Here is a 17,644-nt window from a genome sequence, read left to right on the forward strand (position 1 = left end):
TCATTACCAATCAAGCCGTTTTTTATGTCTATTGATTCTCCAGTTTTACTTTCGTCTAATCCTACCTCAGACCATCCTTTATTGCAGCCACTCGTGATTGGCGGCTTGACGATTGAGAACCGTTTGATAGTTGCACCGATGGCTGGCGTGACAGACAATCCTTTTCGCAGATTGTGCAAATCCTTTGGGGCAGGTCATGCAGTCAGTGAAATGATTATCGCTGATACGGCATTATATGCGCGCAAAAAATCGCTCTATCGTGCCAATTTTGATAATGAAATCGCGCCAATTTCGGCACAAATTGCTGGAGCTGAACCTGATAAATTGGCAGAAGCGGCGCGTTATCAGATTGATAATGGTGCACAAATTATTGATATTAATATGGGCTGCCCTGCCAAAAAGGTTTGCCGTAAATTGGCAGGCTCTGCACTATTGCAAGATGAAGACTTGGTAGCGCGTCTATTAGATGCAGCCGTCAACGCAGTGGATGCGCCCGTTACATTAAAAACGCGCTTGGGCTATGAGAATGGACGTGAAAATATTTTGCGCGTGGCAAAGCGAGCAGAGCAAGCGGGTATAGCTGCTATTGCTATCCATGGACGCACGCGTGAAGATATGTATACCGGAGAGGCGCGCTATGAGCTGATACGTGAGGTCAAAGAAAGTATTAGCATTCCAGTAATTGCCAATGGTGATATCGATAGTGCGCAAAAAGCGCAGCGCGTTTATGAGCTGACCGGCTGCGATGCGGTGATGATTGGACGTGCTGCCCAAGGACAACCATGGATATTTCGCGATATTGAGCATTTTTTGCGCACAGGTGAGACGCTGGCATCACCCAGTGTTAGCGAGATAAAAGAAATTGTACTGACACATTTAGAAGAGCTATACGGTTTTTATGGTGAATACTCAGGCTGCCGTATTGCTCGCAAGCACATTGCTTGGTATACCACCGGTATTCCGAACTCTAACGCCTTTAGGCAAGCCATGTATGGTAAGGAAAGTACCGCCGGACAGTTCCGTGTGGTAGAGGATTTTTTGAATGCTCATGAATAAACAGTAAAGAGCATATGTCGAGCACAAAGTGATCTATACTTCATCTAATAACAATGTCTATCCAGTTAAACTGGCTTTATTGCTTATTTATTTCCTTTAACCTATATTTCTTTGTTATGATTTAGGTAAATATTAACGGAAGTCTAATTTTTAAAAGGATGTTTCATGGCTAACCCTTCAAAAAAAGCAATCGGTAAAGCAGTTCAAGACAAGAATATTATTATAACGGGGGCATCAAGCGGTATTGGTGAGCGTACTGCTTTTTTGCTTAGTGAATGCGGTGCTCATGTTATTTTGTTGGCACGTACTGAAGAGAAGCTAAAAGCGGTTAAAGAAAGTATCGAAGAGCTTGGTGGTAAGGCAAGTTATTATCCTTGTGATTTGACCAATATGGATGCCATTGAAAAAGTTAGCACGCAAATTTTGGCGGACTTTGGTCACGTTGATGTCTTGGTAAATAATGCCGGTCGCTCGATTCGACGCTCGGTTCACGAATCCACTGAACGTTTCCATGATTTTGAGCGTACCATGGATATTAATTACTTTGGCGCAGTCAAAATCATTCTTGGGTTTTTGCCGACGATGATTGAACGTCAAACAGGTCAAATTGTGAATATCTCATCCATTGGTGTATTGGCAAACAGTCCGCGTTTTGCCGCGTATGTTGCCTCAAAATCGGCCTTGGATGCCTTTAGCCGTTGTCTAGCTGCCGAAGTCAAAGGCGATAATGTGACGATAACCAATATCTTTATGCCATTGGTACGCACGCCGATGATTGAGCCAACTAAGCTTTATCGTTATATGCCAGCGCTTATGCCAGATGAGGCCGCAATGATGGTCGCCAAAGCGATCGTTCATAAGCCAAACAGTATTGCCAGTAACATGGGCAAGTTTGCGTCGGCTACTTATTCATTAGCACCAGCGATTAACGTTGGTATTCAATCGATGGGTTATCGCATTTTCCCGAGCACTCGTGCCGCTCAGACCACCGATAAAAAACCAAACCTTGCTCAACGTGCCTTTGCCAGAATCTTACCGGGTGAGCATCACTAGAATAGTATTCTATTAGCGCTAACATAAAATCAAAAAGGATACTTCGGTATCCTTTTTTAGTGCCTTAAAAGCATTTATAATGATATAGACGGGTAAGCAGTGGATTTCTATTTACCATAACGCCCGTTATGGGAAGAAGGGCTGCTATCTAATGAGGATTTGAATATCAAGCTGTATGCTAATGTCATCGGTGCTTTAACTCACTGAAATATTTACAGTGTGAAGGTTTTTAATAAAGCATTACAGTTAAATATATTTAAAGCCCTTTAAACAAGGGGTTTTCTTTCAGTAAATAGTCATTATCACGTAAAGGGATTTTTCCCCAGAAAATTCTCATAATATGAGTAAACCTATCGTAATATTCTGTTAACTCTTCTATATCTATATTTTCTACACTCCAACCATCATATGGGTTTAGAGTTGAAGAAAATGCTGTTTCAATTGATCTTCCTAAATAATAAACATCTGCCATCACCGTCTTGTCTACAGTTTCCTTATTTTCAATGTCTTTAATAATATCTAGTAAAAAGATTTCCAGATCCCAATATTTATCAACGTCCCAAACAAAATCATTCTTTAATGTATTAGTAAAGGATTCGTGACCCCAAAGATACGTTCGTATGTTAGCCTTCATTTCAATGTCCATTTTTTTACAGAACCTGCCATAATTATTGAGAATATAGCTTACAGTTCGCTGTCTGTATAGCGCACTCAACTAACTTAATGATTTCATAACTGCCGAACTGATTGAATCAGTTCGGTCCCCTAGTGAGGACTTGAACAATAGGCTGTAGGCTAATGGCATTAATGGTCTAAGCGTATAAAGTAGTGTAAGTGTACTTAGCAATGTACATGAAATAGAATTTGCAATAATATCTATCTTAATACTTAATCTCTACAGCCTAAAGTGATCAAATTTAGTATGTCGCTGCTATTAAATTCGAAGTGTATGTATTTGTTCTTATCTAAGTAATATTTAATAAATTTCTCTTTTTCAACGTTAGGCATTCCTATGCTTTTAACTACCTCTGATCTAGTTGAAAAGCGCTCAATATTATCAAAAAGCCTATCTCCTAAGGCGTATTTTTTATACTGTGCGTTGGCTACCATAAATATAAAAATGGCATCAAGTACTTTATCTGTGAAACTAAATGCAACTCCATATTCTAAAAATTGGTAAGAGCCATACTCAATTCCTTCAATCTCCATAGCTTCCATAAAGAACCTTGGTCCTGACAATACCATGGCATCTAAAATTTTTTTATTACCTTTTTTAGTACCTAGACTATTTAAATAGATATTAACTTCACCTGACAACACTAGCATTTTATTCTAAGCTCCTTGTCTGGGATTAAAATACATCTGTAACTATTTATCAATACGTGATCGATGCGCTATACAGTTGTCGAACGATTGTCTATAAGGGCATTTTTTATCTTATATTAAACGTATACCCCAAGGGAACCAGTTATTTCACCCTTCAAGCCTATTAACAGACTACTTAAAACAGACTGTTAGCATGGAACCACTTATAAAAGACTAGCCAAACACACGCCACATTATCCAAAATAACCCAGCCATAATGATAGCAATGATGAGTAGTCGCTTTGCCCAGTAGGGCAGTAAGGGTTTTTTATAGCCCAAGTCATTAAGCTGACTGTTAACGCCTTCTTGTAGGCTTTGAAAGCTTTGCTCCGTTGGTGTGCTTTTTACTTTACTCTTAATCAAGCGCTCAGTATCATCTTCGACTGTTTCTCTATCAAAGTTCATGGCTTGACTAGGAATGCCTTGTTTATTAGCGATACTGTTTAATTTTTGCTGCTGCTGATTTTTGAGAGCAAGCTCGTATGCATCGATGCGAGATTTTGCAGCATCCATACTGATATTTTCGTCGGCGGCTAACGTCTTAATTGCCATGACCAGATTGCCTTTTTCGACCATCATAACAACCGTTTTCGGTAATTTTACTTTGGCAGGTTTTGAGCCTGAATCAGAATCAAACATGACTGTCCTTATTTGAACATGATAATAAGTAGATTGGGGTATTATAACCTTGTTGTACAGTCAAAATTCAAGCAAAAAAATACCGCAGTTATCATCATATCTGCGGTACTGTTATCAATTTTATTTCATTCTAATTTATAGATCTTTCCAGCGTTGGATAGACTCTTTAATGACTTCTTTGGCTTCTTCTACGTCACCCCAAGATTCAACCACCGTTGTACCTGCTTTTTTGAGGTCTTTATAGTGACTGAAATGGAATTCTAGCTGATTGATCAGCTGCTTTGGTAAGTCCGCTAGACTGTTATAAGCATTGCCTGTATCACGGTCGTCAGCAGGTACGACGACGATTTTGTCATCGACTTCGCCATCATCAACGAACTTCATCACACCGATGACTTTCGCTTTTAAGAAAATACCAGTCGGTAAAGGCTGTTCTGTGATGATAAGCGCATCTAACTCGTCGCCATCTTCATCAAGAGTTTGTGGGATAAAACCATAGTTGCAAGGCTTGGCAAAAATCTGTGGGTCAACACGATCAAGCTCAAATACGGCCAACTCGCGATTCCACTCAATTTTATGGCTACTACCAGCTGGGATTTCTATTACAACATTAATAATGCCGCCGTCGACGTCGCCTGCGTCCAAAATTTTATTAAAATCTGCCATAAAATACTCCAATGTGCTTTTGTTATGAATGTTTGAATCGTAAAGGGTTAAAGTTGGCGTATAAGGTTTGTTACTGCGCCCAATTTGTACCATGTACGATTATAACAAGTTTGAATCAAATTTTCTCAAAATGCTTAAGTCTAAGCGCGCACGATATTATGCAAAAAAGGATTATGCAAAAAATACCTATTTTGGCGCTAATTCACGCAATGGGATGTCTCCTGCATGACGTTTTGCGATATTGTCGATGAGCTGTTGCGTAAATTGCTCGTAGGTAAGTGTTTTTTTGTCATCGGTAAGCGGTAGGTTATTTGGCTGTATATTGGTCGCTTGGTTCATATTAACAAAATCCGCCAAACGCAACATTTGCATGCCAGCATAACCACAAGGATTGATAGCATTAAATGCTGATAAATCACAATCTAAATTAATGGCAATACCATGGTAGCTAAAGCCATGCTTGATTTTAAAGCCAAGCGACGCAATCTTGCCAATCATAATGGTATTATCAACTTCTATCTCATCAGTAGAAGTAGCGCTGTCAATAGGAGCGCTGTCAATTTCTGTAGCCGTATCAGCATATAGATAGACACCAGGCGCATCACGGCGGGCACGGGCGCTGATATGGTTGGTGTCAGTTGATGCTGTGCTCTTGAGACAGTCATTGACCACATCCTCAATCGCTTGCTCAGCGTGTGAGACCATATTGCGCACACTCCAGCTGATACTGTCCAAATCAAACAGCCAATACATAACCAGCTGACCATGTCCATGCCATGTTACCTGACCACCGCGATCCGTCTTAATGATAGGCGTATTAGTACGTTGCAGGATATGCTCTTCTTTACCTGCTTGCCCAAGAGTATAAACGTCATTGTGATCGACAATCCATAACTCGTCAGGCGTACGCAGTCCTTGCTCTTTTTTAAGAGAAATACGCTCTAACGTGCGTGATAACATGGCATCAAGAGTAGCCACATAGTCAGCAGCAGTGAGTGACTTTGTGATAAGATTTTCATTAAGTGGTTGCGTATGAAGCGCCTGCATAGTGTTTGGCATGAGAGTGGCTGTCTTATGTTTTTGTTATGTAAAATGGGCTATCTATTGTTAATATTACTGTCATTGAGTGTAGCAGTTTTCATATTGTCGCCCAAATTTTAATTTTAATTATATTGAACTGGAAAAATATAAAAGAATAAAATAGTCACAAAAGGCCACTTTGTAGTGAGCAGATACGCATCGTATACAAACGCATGGGTGCATTAAAGATGCTGTTCATTCAGGAATCAATGGGCTACATTAAATAGTACTAAACAAAAGTAATATCTAAGAAAATGATGTTTTAGCCTTATTCACTATTAGACTTTTTCACATAGATAGCACGTTTACAAGGATAATAGAGTGATATCAGTGATTTTTAGTGTCTAATAATAGCTATAGAGTCTTAAATTTGACAAAACGTGCTGACTCTCACGTATATGACAAGGAAGATATATGACAGACAGCGATCAAAACAATCAGGTTCAAGCGATGCATCCTAAATACGATGAGCACGAAGGGCTTAGTATTATCAAAACCGTGGCAGATATGCAGTCACAGTTTTCACGCATGCAAAATCTAAGCCGTACTCAGCCTATCAATGATTGGGCAACGCGTAGAGACCAACTCGATAATCTAGAGCTAATGCTGAGTGACAATCAACAGCTACTTGCTAATGCTATCAGTGCTGATTTTGGCTATCGTAGTGAATCAGAAACTCAATTTGCCGAGCTGTTTCCGAGCTTTACGGGTATCAGTCATGCCAAAAAGCACGGTAAGAGGTGGATGAAGGCGCAGCGAGTATCGATTTCAGCACTATATATGCCAGCCCATAATGAGATTTTGCCACAGCCATTAGGTGTGGTTGGTATCATGGTACCTTGGAACTATCCTTTGTTCTTGGCGATAGGACCGATGATTGACGCGATTACCGCTGGTAACCGCATCATGGTTAAAATGAGTGAGGCAGCACCGCAATTTGCGCAAACGTTTGCAGAAACCATTTCACGTTATTTTTCAGCAGATATGGTTTGTGTGGTCATCGGTGAAGTTGAGATTGCAGCTGCCTTTAGTGAGCTACCTTTTGATCACCTGCTCTATACTGGCTCTACCGCCGTTGGTAAAAAGGTGATGGCAGCGGCAGCACCAAATCTAACACCCGTCACGCTTGAGCTCGGTGGTAAGTCGCCAGTCATAGTACTAGAGGGTGCTAACCTAGAAAATGCTGTCAATCGCGTGATGATGGGTAAGACCTTAAATGCTGGTCAAACGTGTATCGCGCCTGACTATGTACTGATTCAGCGCCAATATCATGATGAATTTGTGCGTCTGGCAAGAGAGTGGATGGAGAAACACTATCCCAATATTGAAAGCAATCCTGATTACTCGCGCATTATTAATGTTCAGCAGTTCAAGCGTGTTAAAGGCTATTTAGAGAATTTATCAAGTGAAGGTGTCTATAGAATTACTGATGCGACGTCTAATCTTGAAACGCGTCTCATGCCACCGGTTATTGTCAGCGAGCCTGCGCCTGAGAGTGATTTGATGCAAAACGAGATATTTGCACCCGTTTTACCGCTCATGCACTATGACACTCTTGATAATGCGATTGCATTTATTAACGCCCGTCCACGACCGTTAGCACTATATGTCTTCGGTGATAATAGCCGTGATATCGATAAGGTACGCACCAATACGGTATCGGGCGGATTATGTATCAACGAAGTGATTATGCATGTAGCGCAGCATGACTTGCCGTTTGGCGGTGTTGGCGATTCAGGTACAGGCGCTTACCATGGTAAAGCTGGCTTTGATCGTTTGAGCCATATGAAACCTATCTTTGTACAATCCAAATTGAATGGGCTAAATATATTGTTACCGCCCTATGGTGGATTATTTAAAAAGGCAATGGCACTGTTTTTGAAATAGCGGTTTAAAATAGTTGCCTTATTGAATAGATAGTATTTATTCACATTCATCAATAGCATCTACTAGGGTAGGTGCTATTTTTTTGTCTAAAGAATCATTTGTTATCAGTGTTATAAATCGCTACACTTTGTGGTGACACTAAACGATAGTTTTGTTTGTTTTAGATAAAAATCAGTAGTAGATGTTAGGCTTATTAATTACTCAGGTAAGGCTAATGACAGCTATTTTCATAATAAAGATAATAAAGATAATAAAGATAATAAATAGGATAACGCCGTGCGCCAATGGATTGCATTTAGCTTATTGCTTATAAGCTCGCTTTTACTGTCTTTGCCAGTATCAGCTGCTGTGCCAACATGCCAAGCACCGATTAAATTTGGGGCATTGACATGGGAGAGTGGTCAGTTTACAAGCGGTGTTTTAAAATACATCATTGAAAGCGGTTATGGCTGTCAGGTAGAAGAGGTGCCGGGAGCAGGTCCTGCACTTGAAACGGCATTGTCGCAAGATGATATCCAAGTTATTGGAGAGCAGTGGGTAGGGCGCTCACCCATCATGACACAAGCTATTGAGCAGAATAAAGTCGCTGTCATTGGTGACACGCTTAAGGGCGGTGCAACCCAAGGTTGGTATGTTCCTAAATATGTACTGGACGAAAACCCGGGTCTACGCCGTTATCAAGATCTGCCTAAATACGCTGAGCTGTTTAAAGACCCTGAAAACCCCAGTAAATCACGCTTTATGAACTGTCCATCTGGTTGGACGTGTGAGATTTTTAATACGCGATTGCTTAAAAATACTGGCTTGGATAGCGATTTTAATAATGCTCATCCCGGCACAGGTGCAGCCCTTGATGCCGAAATTGCCTCTGCTTTTGAGCAGCATAAGCCACTCTTATTTTATTACTGGCAGCCGACAGGTTTGATGGCAAAATACGATTTTGCCGCATTAGAATTTCCTGCCCATGATGATGCCTGCTGGCAAGACTTATTACTTGCTGATGGCACAGCTGATTGCGTGTCTGGATTCCCTGTATCGCCCTTAGGTATCGCTGTATCTACCCCGTTTATCAATGCCAATCCTGAGCTTGCAGATGTTTTCAAAAAAATCCAATTTAGCCCCGCTGAGCTTAATGGTGCTATTTTAGAGATGAGTGAAAGCAAACGTAGCGGAGAAGAGCAAGCCTTTGTTTTTCTGCGTGATAACCCCCAAGTTTGGCAGAAGTGGTTATCGGACGAGGCAGCTACCAACCTTGCAGCTAAATTAGGTATTAGCTTAACGGGTGCTGCTATCGTGACTGATAAAACAGCATCTAGTACGAACCTAGCAGACCCGTCATCTATCTTCCCTTCATGGTCACTTGAATCTCCACTGAATAACACCTTAGCCAGCGTTGTTCGCAATCATGGCGACGTATTCCGTACGATCAGTACTGTCGCCTTAACGTATTTATTGCTTCCTATTGAGCGCCTATTAACGCTTATCCCACCATGGCTAATTATTGCCCTTGTGACGGTATTGGCATGGTTTGCTGTACGCAAGATTTGGTTTGCCTTAGGATGTGGTGCTGGGTTGTTCTTGATTGGGGCATTTGGATTATGGGGGGCGTTAATTGATACCTTGGCACTGCTCATCGTTTCAGTATGGGTGACGGTGGTTATTGGTATTCCTATCGGCATTGCCATGTCAGGAAGTAAGCTATTGCGTAAGGTTGTGACGCCTATATTAGATGTGATGCAAACCATGCCAAGCTTTGTTTATCTGATACCGGTACTGATGCTGTTTGGAATCGGTAAAGTCCCAGCGCTGTTTGCCACCATTATTTATGCATTACCGCCGCTTATTCGTCTGACGACCTTGGGTATTACTCAAGTGAATCATGAAATGGTGGAAGCAGGGCGCTCGTTTGGCAGTACGCATCTGCAATTGCTTATTTGGATTAAGCTACCACAAGCGCTGCCCAGTATCATGGCAGGGGTAAATCAAGCCGTCATGATGTCACTGTCTATGGTGGTATTGGCGTCCATGATCGGAGCGCCAGGTCTTGGTGAAGATGTATTGCAATCTATTCAAACGCTCAATATTGGTCAAGGCTTACAAGCAGGTACGGCGATTGTCATTGTGGCGATTATCATTGACCGCATTACTCAGGCGTTTGGGCAAGGTAAGCGTGCGCGCCAAAAAACCATTGAAGCTGGTAGACGCCCGATTGGTTAACGATTATTTGCAGACATAATAATGCCTTGTGTCGGTTTTAAAATAACTCAACTACATGAATCAATCTTAATAAATAACAACTCTAAAAATAAAAACAAAGAGAACGACAATGAATCATATTCAGCTAGAAAATATCAGTAAGATATATAACGCCAGTCACGCACAAGCAAAAATGGCATTGGCATTGCTGGCTGAGGGTATGGATAGTATTGCGGTAAAAGAGCAAACCGGCTATTCGGTCGGGCTTTATGATATTAATTTGGCGGTCAAAGCAGGCGAGCTGCATTGTATTATGGGGTTGTCAGGCTCCGGCAAGTCAACCTTAATACGTCATATCAATCGTCTGATTGATCCAACCAGTGGCAAGATATTGGTAAATACAGATATCAATGCTAAAAACTCTGTGACTAAAATAGTATATAACTCAGTAGTTACAAATAAAGATGTCTTGCCAGTAGAGAAAGGAGAACCATCTTCTGCTATTAATATCTTAGCGCTCAATGATAAAGAGCTTCAGCACTATCGTCAGCAAACGGTCAGTATGGTGTTTCAGCATTTTGGTCTGGTACCTCATATGACCGTCATTCAAAACGTCGCCTATGGCTTGCGGGTGCGAAAAATGAGTATCAAGGAACGTCATGAGGTAGCTCGGCACTGGCTCAATGAAGTTGGTCTAGCCAATCTAGAGCGTAGCTATCCCGATGAGCTGTCAGGAGGCATGCAGCAGCGCGTTGGGCTGGCACGTGCTTTGGCAATGGACAATCCTATATTGCTCATGGATGAAGCCTTTTCGGCGCTCGATCCTTTGATTCGCGCTCAACTACAGGATCAATTATTAGAGCTACAAGCACGATTGAATAAGACGATTGTATTTATTACCCATGATATTGATGAAGCTATCAAGGTAGGTCAGCGTATTAGTATTTTGAATGGTGGACGTTTGGTGCAAACAGGCACACCAAGCGACTTACGTCATAATCCCGCTGACGAATATGTATCTAGATTTATGGGTGCTAAGCACTAGGTGTATATAGTTGATTCATTTTAAAAACGATACAGTGCTATTGGCTATAAATTTTTTGCAGCCTCTGTCACGCCTGCGAACAGCAAGCAAGAAAAAATTATAGCCAATAGCACGTTATTACAATCGTATCGCTTTTATTTTGAACTGACTATATAGCGACTTATGTCATCGTCATTATATTATTAAAAAGACAGTTCGACTAAATTCTTCTATCACTCTACTATTTCCATGCTGTTAAAAAAGTGTAGCAGTGCGCCTTTTACTATTAAAGAAAACTCCATTATCAGTATATACTATTAAGATAGTCTAATATGGAAGTCATACTTAAAGCATGTCATATCTTTATCTAAGCTAAAGCCACTATAGGTACAGATACAGCATTAGGTTTCAGCTCTAGACTCACACTCTATTTCTATTTTGTCTTATAGCTTTTACTAAGCCTGACTCACCCTTTTACAGTATGTTTATCGCTCCAAAACCTTTACTCATTCACTTTAACTAATAGCGCAAAAAGACCATAAGCTGCCCTACAGCATGTAGCTTATAGTCGTAAGACTTCGTCAAAAGGATATCTCATGCCACATAAGAAAAACCATCATGATGCGAATAATCATAACACTAATAGTCATGAAAATAAGAACGCTAATAATTCTGCGATAGCCTCACCGCAGGCTGCGTCACGTTGGTTAAAGAATATCAGTGCGTTTGGCGTCACGACGGTCTTGAGTGCAGGCATATTGGTAGCGTGTGGACAGATGAGTAGTGCAGAGAATAACGTCAGTAGTAGCACGAGCAAGCAAAATAGTGGCGTGAAAAGCTCACGTGATATGTTGCCATCTGATATGCTCAAAACAATGCAAGCATTACCGCAGTTGACTAAAGGTTTGGGTAAAAATGGCGCTGCTGTGATTGACCCTAATAAACCCACCTTGGTTAAGTTTTGGGCGAGCTGGTGCCCATTATGCTTAGGGACGCTAGCAGAAACTGAAGAATGGCGCACGGATCCTAAATTTTCTGGTTTAAATGTCGTCACTGTGGCAAGTCCCGGTCATCTGAATGAAAAAGCCGATGGCGAATTCAGCACTTGGTATGCTGGCGTGCAAGCCGATTACCCTAAGCTTCCTGTATTGATTGATGCCTCAGGTGAGCTGATTAATACGCTTGGCGTACAGGTTTATCCAAGCTGGGCAATACTCGATAAAAACGGTAATTTGGTGCATTTGGTCAAAGGTAATATGTCAGCAGAGCAAGCCTACGCCCTTGCTGAAAATGCGAATAATGATTTTGCTGAACTCAAAGCTGGTAGTGCTAAGCCTGCAAATGTCCAAACATTAGATAACAACAGTAAAATTGAGACTATTAAGCAAAAAGATGGCGTTTATTATAATGACAAAGGTAAAGCGATTAATACCCGCTCAATCTACCTAGCAGGTGGCTGTTTCTGGGGCGTAGAAGCCTATATGGAGCGGGTCGATGGTGTCGTAGATGCTGTATCAGGTTATGCCAATGGCGATACGGTCAACCCAAGCTATGAGCAAGTAATCCGTGGTTCAGGGCATGCCGAAGCAGTCAAAGTCACCTATGATGCTGATAAAACTGATCTGGATACGATTTTAAAGTATTATTTCCGCGTGGTTGATCCAACCAGCTTAAACAAGCAAGGTAATGATCGCGGTGTACAGTATCGTTCAGGCGTTTATTACACGGACAAAGCAGATAAAGCGGTAGTTGATGCTGCAATTAAGCGTGTGCAAAGTCAATATAAGCAAAAGATAGTCGTTGAAAACAAAATATTGGACAACTTTTACTTAGCTGAGATGTATCATCAAGATTACCTAGCGAAAAATCCGAATGGCTATTGTCATGTTGATTTAAGCCTTGCCGATGACAAGCCTGAAGACACGGTACGTACTAAGCTTGCATCAGTAACTACTGTCGCTGAGACGTTAGATCCTAAGCGTTATGCTGGGTTTGATAAAGGCGCGTTAAAAAACACTTTGACCAAAGCACAATATGATATCACTCAAGATGCAGGCACTGAGCGGGCGTTCAGTCATGAATATGATAACTTGTTTGCACCCGGTGTCTATGTCGATGTGGTCAGCGGTGAGCCTTTATTCTTATCAACTGATAAATATGCCTCAGGCTGTGGTTGGCCAAGTTTTACCAAGCCAATTGATAAGCAAGTGATTACGCAACATGACGATATGGCATTTAACATGGTACGTACTGAGATTCGTTCACGAGTAGCGGATTCGCATCTGGGTCATGTGTTCCCTGATGGTCCAAAAGACCGTGGCGGTCTGCGTTATTGCATCAATGGCGGGGCATTGCAGTTTATCCCAGTCAATGTGATGCCTCAGTCAGGCTATGCGCCACTAGTGAAGTTGGTTAAACCTGCGAAACCTTAGTAAATAACATGGTTTAATAATTTTATAAAAAGACGTTAAGAATATTCTTGGCGTCTTTTTTATAGGTGATAGGCGGCTAATAATGTGATGAATACTGCTATGAATCGTAGTAATTTTGCTGCAATCCATAGTGAATTCTGAAAAATAACCTAAATTTCGTTATACTCAAACGCTTATGATTGTTCTATCAGTAATATATATAGTCAAAATACTCTAGAAACGCTACGGTACTGCTGGTACAAATTTTTTGCAGCCTCTGTCTGCGTAGGCACAGCAAGCAAGAAAAATTGATACCAGCAGTACATAATGTGTCGATATTACTTTTCATTGACTATATCGTTATGTCCATCTATTTATCGCTTGCTTCGTTTAGCGATTTTTCATTTTTGTATTTAAGGCTGTAACATGACCGTTACCCATACTTCTACTACTTTTGAGCCTATTATTACCTCGTTACTTGATAACGACTTGTACAAATTTACTATGCTACAAGCCATGCTACATCAGTTTCCTCAAACCCATGGTGTCTACCGCTTTCGCTGCCGTAATAACAAAGATGCCGCTTATCCACTTGCTGACATTAAAGAGCAATTAGAGCAGCAACTAGACAGCTTATGTGAATTGCGATTTTTAGAAGATGAACTAGAATACTTACGTGGCTTGCGCTTTATGCGTTCAGACTTCGTTGATTACTTGGAATTGTTTAAATTAAAACGTCGTTTTATCACGGTGACTACCGATGACAAAGGTCGCCTATTTATCGATATCGAAGGTCCGATGATTCAGGCCATGTTCTTCGAAGTATTCGTACTAGCCATTGTCAATGAGCTATATTTTAAAGTATTAACGGATGCAAGTGTGCTTGAAGAAGGGCAGCGCCGCTTAGAGAAGAAAGTGGAGTTGTTACATCGTTATGCTGCCGAACAAGCAGGTAATAGCCGTGATATCCCTCCTTTTATCGTTGCTGATTTTGGTACACGTAGACGGTTTAATAAAGACTGGCAAGCTCATGTGGTTCAGACTTTGCACAAAGCTGAGCCAAATATAGTGGGCGGCACGTCCAACGTTTATTTGGCAAAAAAGCTTGGCATGACGCCCATTGGTACCATGGCGCATGAGTTTATGCAGGCATTTCAGGCATTGGATGTGCGTTTGCGTGATTCGCAAAAAGCAGCGCTTGAAGCTTGGGTACACGAGTATCGCGGTGATTTGGGTATTGCGCTGACTGACGTCGTTGGCATGGATGCGTTCTTACGCGATTTTGACTTGTATTTTGCCAAGCTCTTTGATGGTTTGCGTCATGATAGTGGCGACCCTTATCTTTGGGGTGATAAGGCGATTGCTCATTATCAAAAGCTAAAAATAGATCCAAGAACCAAAGTGTTAACCTTTAGTGATGGCTTGGATCTGAATAAGGCGTGGGATTTGCATCAGTATTTTAAAGGTCAAATCAAAACCAGCTTTGGTATTGGCACCAATCTCACCAACGATATGGGCATCACGCCATTGAATATTGTTCTGAAATTGGTTGAATGCAACGGTCAGCCGGTCGCTAAACTGTCTGATAGTCCAGGCAAGACAATGATCAATAATGACACCTATCTTGCCTATCTGCGCCAAGTGTTTGAGGTTGACGAGCCTGAATAGCTTTCATTAAAAGCCATTTAGGCACGAAAAAACGGCTATTTAGCTCTCGCTTGCAACCGTTTTGTTTTCTTCAGAGAATGCGGCATCTAAAGCTTGTTGTACTGCGTTAATGCGAGTCTCGCAAATGCGATAAGCGGCAATCGATTCTTCAACAGTGGTCATGAGATTATCAATATCAGGCTCATCTTGTTGCTGCAATTCAGCAGCATTGGTTTTTAATATATCGTAGGCCGCCTTAAAGGTTTTTGGGGCGGCTTTTTTGCGTTTACGTATAGGGGTAGTCATAAGGTTTCCTAATATCTAAAGTAAAAGTAATAAATAATCGTGAAATATTATTATGGGGTTAAGTTGAAGCTTCTGTAAATTCTGTGGGCTTCTTATCCATTTTGATGTCAATGATCTGTGCTTTTGCTTTACCGTCTTTTAGGACGATATGAATGGTCTGCTCCGGGTAAAGCTGGTGGCTACTGGTCAGTATTCGTTGGTCCTGTTCATCAGTCAGCATGCTATAGCCCTGCTTAAGCACGCGAGACGGTCGATGCAAGAGTACAATATCACGCAGATGTGCGCTATCACGCTGCGCTTGTATTAACTGCTGCTGAGCACTTTGCATAATAATTTTCTGATGATTTTTACTATAAGTAGAGGCGAGTGAAAGTTGTTGATAAGCAGAGGCTTGAGTCTGTATATGCAGCTGGCTTGCTTGTCTGGCAGCTTGTTTCACTTGACGATGTGCACTTTGTTGGATACTACGCCACGCATAAGCACTGTCTTTTTGTAGTGCCGTTAATTGACCAATGGTTTGCGATTGTATTTGGCTCAATTGGCGCGCAGTTTGTTGTTCAGCGGTGTTTAATTGACGCTGCGCAGCTTGTTTGATCTGCATTTGATATTGCAGTGTCTGAGTGACCAGCTGTGCTAAATGCGCCATGATAGCCGCAATGACTTTTGATGGCGTATCAAAGCTAGTATGAGCCACTTCATCTAAGATAACTTTGTCACGCTCATGACCAATCCCAACCCAAACAGGGACAGGTTGCTCAGCGACTAAAGCAGCAAGCTCATAATCGTTAAGGTAAGCCAAATCACCAACAGCGCCGCCACCACGAATAATCACTAATAAATCTGGCAGGCGCTGATAAGTATTTTCAAATTGTTGCTGAGCACTGATGATTGCTTGACGAATCTCCGCTGGGGCATGATTACCTTGAAAAGTGGCGTTATGATAATGGAAATGACAAGCGCCTGTACTAGCGAGTCTGTTGGCGTCCGCTTGAAAATCGCCTAGCCCTGCAGCTTTTTCAGGCGCGATGACCAATACATGCTCGATATCAAACGGAGTTGGCAACTGCTGATTCAGGTTTAATAATCCTTCACCTGCCAAGCGGTCAACCATCTCAGCATATTGACGCGCTAAATCGCCTAACGTATAGCTTGGGTCAATATCTTCAATGGTGAGAGAGAAGCCGTATTGCGCATGGAAACCTGCCGATACCTTTAATAAAACCGTCAAATCGCGATCCAGTGGCATACCCGTTGCGCGCTCAAACTTGGCTAAAACCCGCCCCGCTTTAAAGCGCCATAGATTGCCACGGCAGCTGGCAATGACTTTACCGTCGTCATCTTTTTCTGCCAATTCAAAATAATAATGCCCACCTTTACTGGATAAATTTCGTATCTCAGCTTTGACCCAAACACGGTGATTAAAAGTTTGCTTGATCACCATATCGACCGCTGATAAGTAATCACTAAGGCGCAGGACAGTATCTTCTAAGTTATTTTCCACACTGTTTTCTTGTTCTGCCAACTCTGCCTCCAAGGTCGCTAAATCTTTGGCAGGCGCTAATACTTTAGTGTGCTTGGTATTTGACAGGTTGGGTTTGCGCATAATAATAGACCAGAGATAGTGAGGGCTTAGAGACGGGTTAGGTGACGTAAAAGACAAGATAGGGTAGTTTAACCCAAAAGCCTCTACACAAAAAGCAAAGCCAACAAGCAGCGATTGATATCGTATCTTTATCGCAAGCTTATTGGCTATAAGTTATCGCTAATACACTACATATATAACTGCAGCTTTATGACATGACTTACTGACAGCGGAAACTGATCATATACTCATAGTCATCATCACGTGATAAATTTGGTGAGCCTGTGCCAAGGATGGTACCGAGCACGGCACTCGCTTGACCAATCATACGCCCTGTACTCTCATTTAAGATGCCATTATATTTCACTTGATCCTCAACGATAATCACCTGTTTGCCTCGGCAAGTAGTCTTAGCACTATCTAGTGCGTTTTGCTGAGCTTTTATCTTGGTCTTGGCAATACCAGTTGTTTCATAAATAGAGTTGGCACGTTGAATAACTGGCGATGAAGGCGTGGTTTGACAGGCACTCAAAGTGAGGGCAGCGACTAAGGTGGCTGCTAAGGTAGCCGTTTTATTAAAAGTCTTCATAAGTATTTCCTAATTCCGGTAAAGTAAAAATGAAAGCATGAACCCAAAAGTGACAGATATAGTTAAAATATCTCAAAACGCTACAGTGCTGCTGGTATAAATTTTTTGCAGCCTCTGTCTGCATAGGCACAGCAAGCAAGAAA

At 41.6% G+C, this 17,644-nt stretch carries 15 protein-coding genes; 7 read left to right on the forward strand and 8 right to left on the reverse strand.

Annotated features, from left to right (window positions below; translation table 11 throughout):
• The first annotated feature begins 24 nt into the window (after window positions 1-24).
• The gene (gene dusB / locus H0262_RS08800) at window positions 25-1,056 is read left to right on the forward strand and encodes a tRNA dihydrouridine synthase DusB (protein ID WP_181210501.1); all 1,032 of its coding nucleotides are present in this window, start codon (window positions 25-27) and stop codon (window positions 1,054-1,056) included.
• 165 nt (window positions 1,057-1,221) lie between these two features.
• A complete protein-coding gene (locus tag H0262_RS08805; protein ID WP_020443284.1) occupies window positions 1,222-2,109 on the forward strand; it encodes an SDR family NAD(P)-dependent oxidoreductase in 888 nt (295 codons plus the stop codon).
• A 256-nt stretch (window positions 2,110-2,365) separates the two neighbouring features.
• On the opposite strand, the gene H0262_RS08810 is transcribed toward H0262_RS08805, so the two are convergent.
• From H0262_RS08810 to lipB, 5 genes are all read right to left on the reverse strand, one after another.
• Entirely contained in the window at window positions 2,366-2,743 is a 378-nt protein-coding gene (locus H0262_RS08810) for a hypothetical protein (RefSeq protein WP_020443285.1), read from the reverse strand.
• 254 nt (window positions 2,744-2,997) lie between these two features.
• The gene (locus H0262_RS08815; protein WP_181210502.1) at window positions 2,998-3,435 is read right to left on the reverse strand and encodes a hypothetical protein; all 438 of its coding nucleotides are present in this window, start codon (window positions 3,433-3,435) and stop codon (window positions 2,998-3,000) included.
• Between the two features lie 213 nt (window positions 3,436-3,648).
• Complete coding sequence (locus H0262_RS08820) at window positions 3,649-4,113, reverse strand: hypothetical protein (protein WP_181210503.1); 465 nt, start codon at window positions 4,111-4,113, stop codon at window positions 3,649-3,651.
• 135 nt (window positions 4,114-4,248) lie between these two features.
• On the reverse strand, window positions 4,249-4,779 hold the full coding sequence (locus tag H0262_RS08825) for an inorganic diphosphatase (RefSeq protein WP_020443289.1): 531 nt from the start codon (window positions 4,777-4,779) through the stop codon (window positions 4,249-4,251).
• 186 nt (window positions 4,780-4,965) lie between these two features.
• Window positions 4,966-5,838, reverse strand: coding sequence for a lipoyl(octanoyl) transferase LipB (gene lipB / locus H0262_RS08830; RefSeq protein ID WP_181210504.1), 873 nt, complete (start codon window positions 5,836-5,838; stop codon window positions 4,966-4,968).
• Between the two features lie 435 nt (window positions 5,839-6,273).
• On the opposite strand from lipB, the gene H0262_RS08835 reads away from it, so the two are divergent.
• The 5 genes from H0262_RS08835 (at window position 6,274) to pncB (ending at window position 15,045) form a co-directional block, all read left to right on the forward strand.
• On the forward strand, window positions 6,274-7,746 hold the full coding sequence (locus H0262_RS08835; protein ID WP_181210505.1) for a coniferyl aldehyde dehydrogenase: 1,473 nt from the start codon (window positions 6,274-6,276) through the stop codon (window positions 7,744-7,746).
• 276 nt (window positions 7,747-8,022) lie between these two features.
• On the forward strand, window positions 8,023-9,963 hold the full coding sequence (locus H0262_RS08840) for a glycine betaine ABC transporter substrate-binding protein (protein ID WP_181210506.1): 1,941 nt from the start codon (window positions 8,023-8,025) through the stop codon (window positions 9,961-9,963).
• Between the two features lie 109 nt (window positions 9,964-10,072).
• Complete coding sequence (locus tag H0262_RS08845) at window positions 10,073-10,987, forward strand: ATP-binding cassette domain-containing protein (protein WP_181210507.1); 915 nt, start codon at window positions 10,073-10,075, stop codon at window positions 10,985-10,987.
• A 575-nt stretch (window positions 10,988-11,562) separates the two neighbouring features.
• Complete coding sequence (msrAB, locus tag H0262_RS08850; RefSeq protein ID WP_220432411.1) at window positions 11,563-13,398, forward strand: bifunctional peptide-methionine (S)-S-oxide reductase MsrA/peptide-methionine (R)-S-oxide reductase MsrB; 1,836 nt, start codon at window positions 11,563-11,565, stop codon at window positions 13,396-13,398.
• Between the two features lie 405 nt (window positions 13,399-13,803).
• Window positions 13,804-15,045, forward strand: coding sequence for a nicotinate phosphoribosyltransferase (pncB, locus tag H0262_RS08855; RefSeq protein ID WP_181210508.1), 1,242 nt, complete (start codon window positions 13,804-13,806; stop codon window positions 15,043-15,045).
• Between the two features lie 39 nt (window positions 15,046-15,084).
• On the opposite strand, the gene xseB is transcribed toward pncB, so the two are convergent.
• The 3 genes from xseB to H0262_RS08870 all read right to left on the reverse strand — a co-directional run bounded on the left by xseB (window position 15,085) and on the right by H0262_RS08870 (window position 17,501).
• The gene (xseB, locus tag H0262_RS08860; RefSeq protein ID WP_181210509.1) at window positions 15,085-15,330 is read right to left on the reverse strand and encodes an exodeoxyribonuclease VII small subunit; all 246 of its coding nucleotides are present in this window, start codon (window positions 15,328-15,330) and stop codon (window positions 15,085-15,087) included.
• Window positions 15,331-15,388: 58 nt separating this feature from the next.
• A complete protein-coding gene (xseA, locus tag H0262_RS08865; protein WP_181210510.1) occupies window positions 15,389-16,933 on the reverse strand; it encodes an exodeoxyribonuclease VII large subunit in 1,545 nt (514 codons plus the stop codon).
• 199 nt (window positions 16,934-17,132) lie between these two features.
• Window positions 17,133-17,501 carry a hypothetical protein gene (locus H0262_RS08870; RefSeq protein ID WP_011513429.1) on the reverse strand — a complete coding sequence of 123 codons (369 nt, stop codon included), beginning with the start codon at window positions 17,499-17,501 and terminating at the stop codon, window positions 17,133-17,135.
• Window positions 17,502-17,644 lie beyond the last annotated feature (143 nt).

It is taken from the genome of Psychrobacter sp. D2 (assembly GCF_013608135.1).
GTDB classification, from domain to species: Bacteria; Pseudomonadota; Gammaproteobacteria; order Pseudomonadales; family Moraxellaceae; genus Psychrobacter; species Psychrobacter cryohalolentis.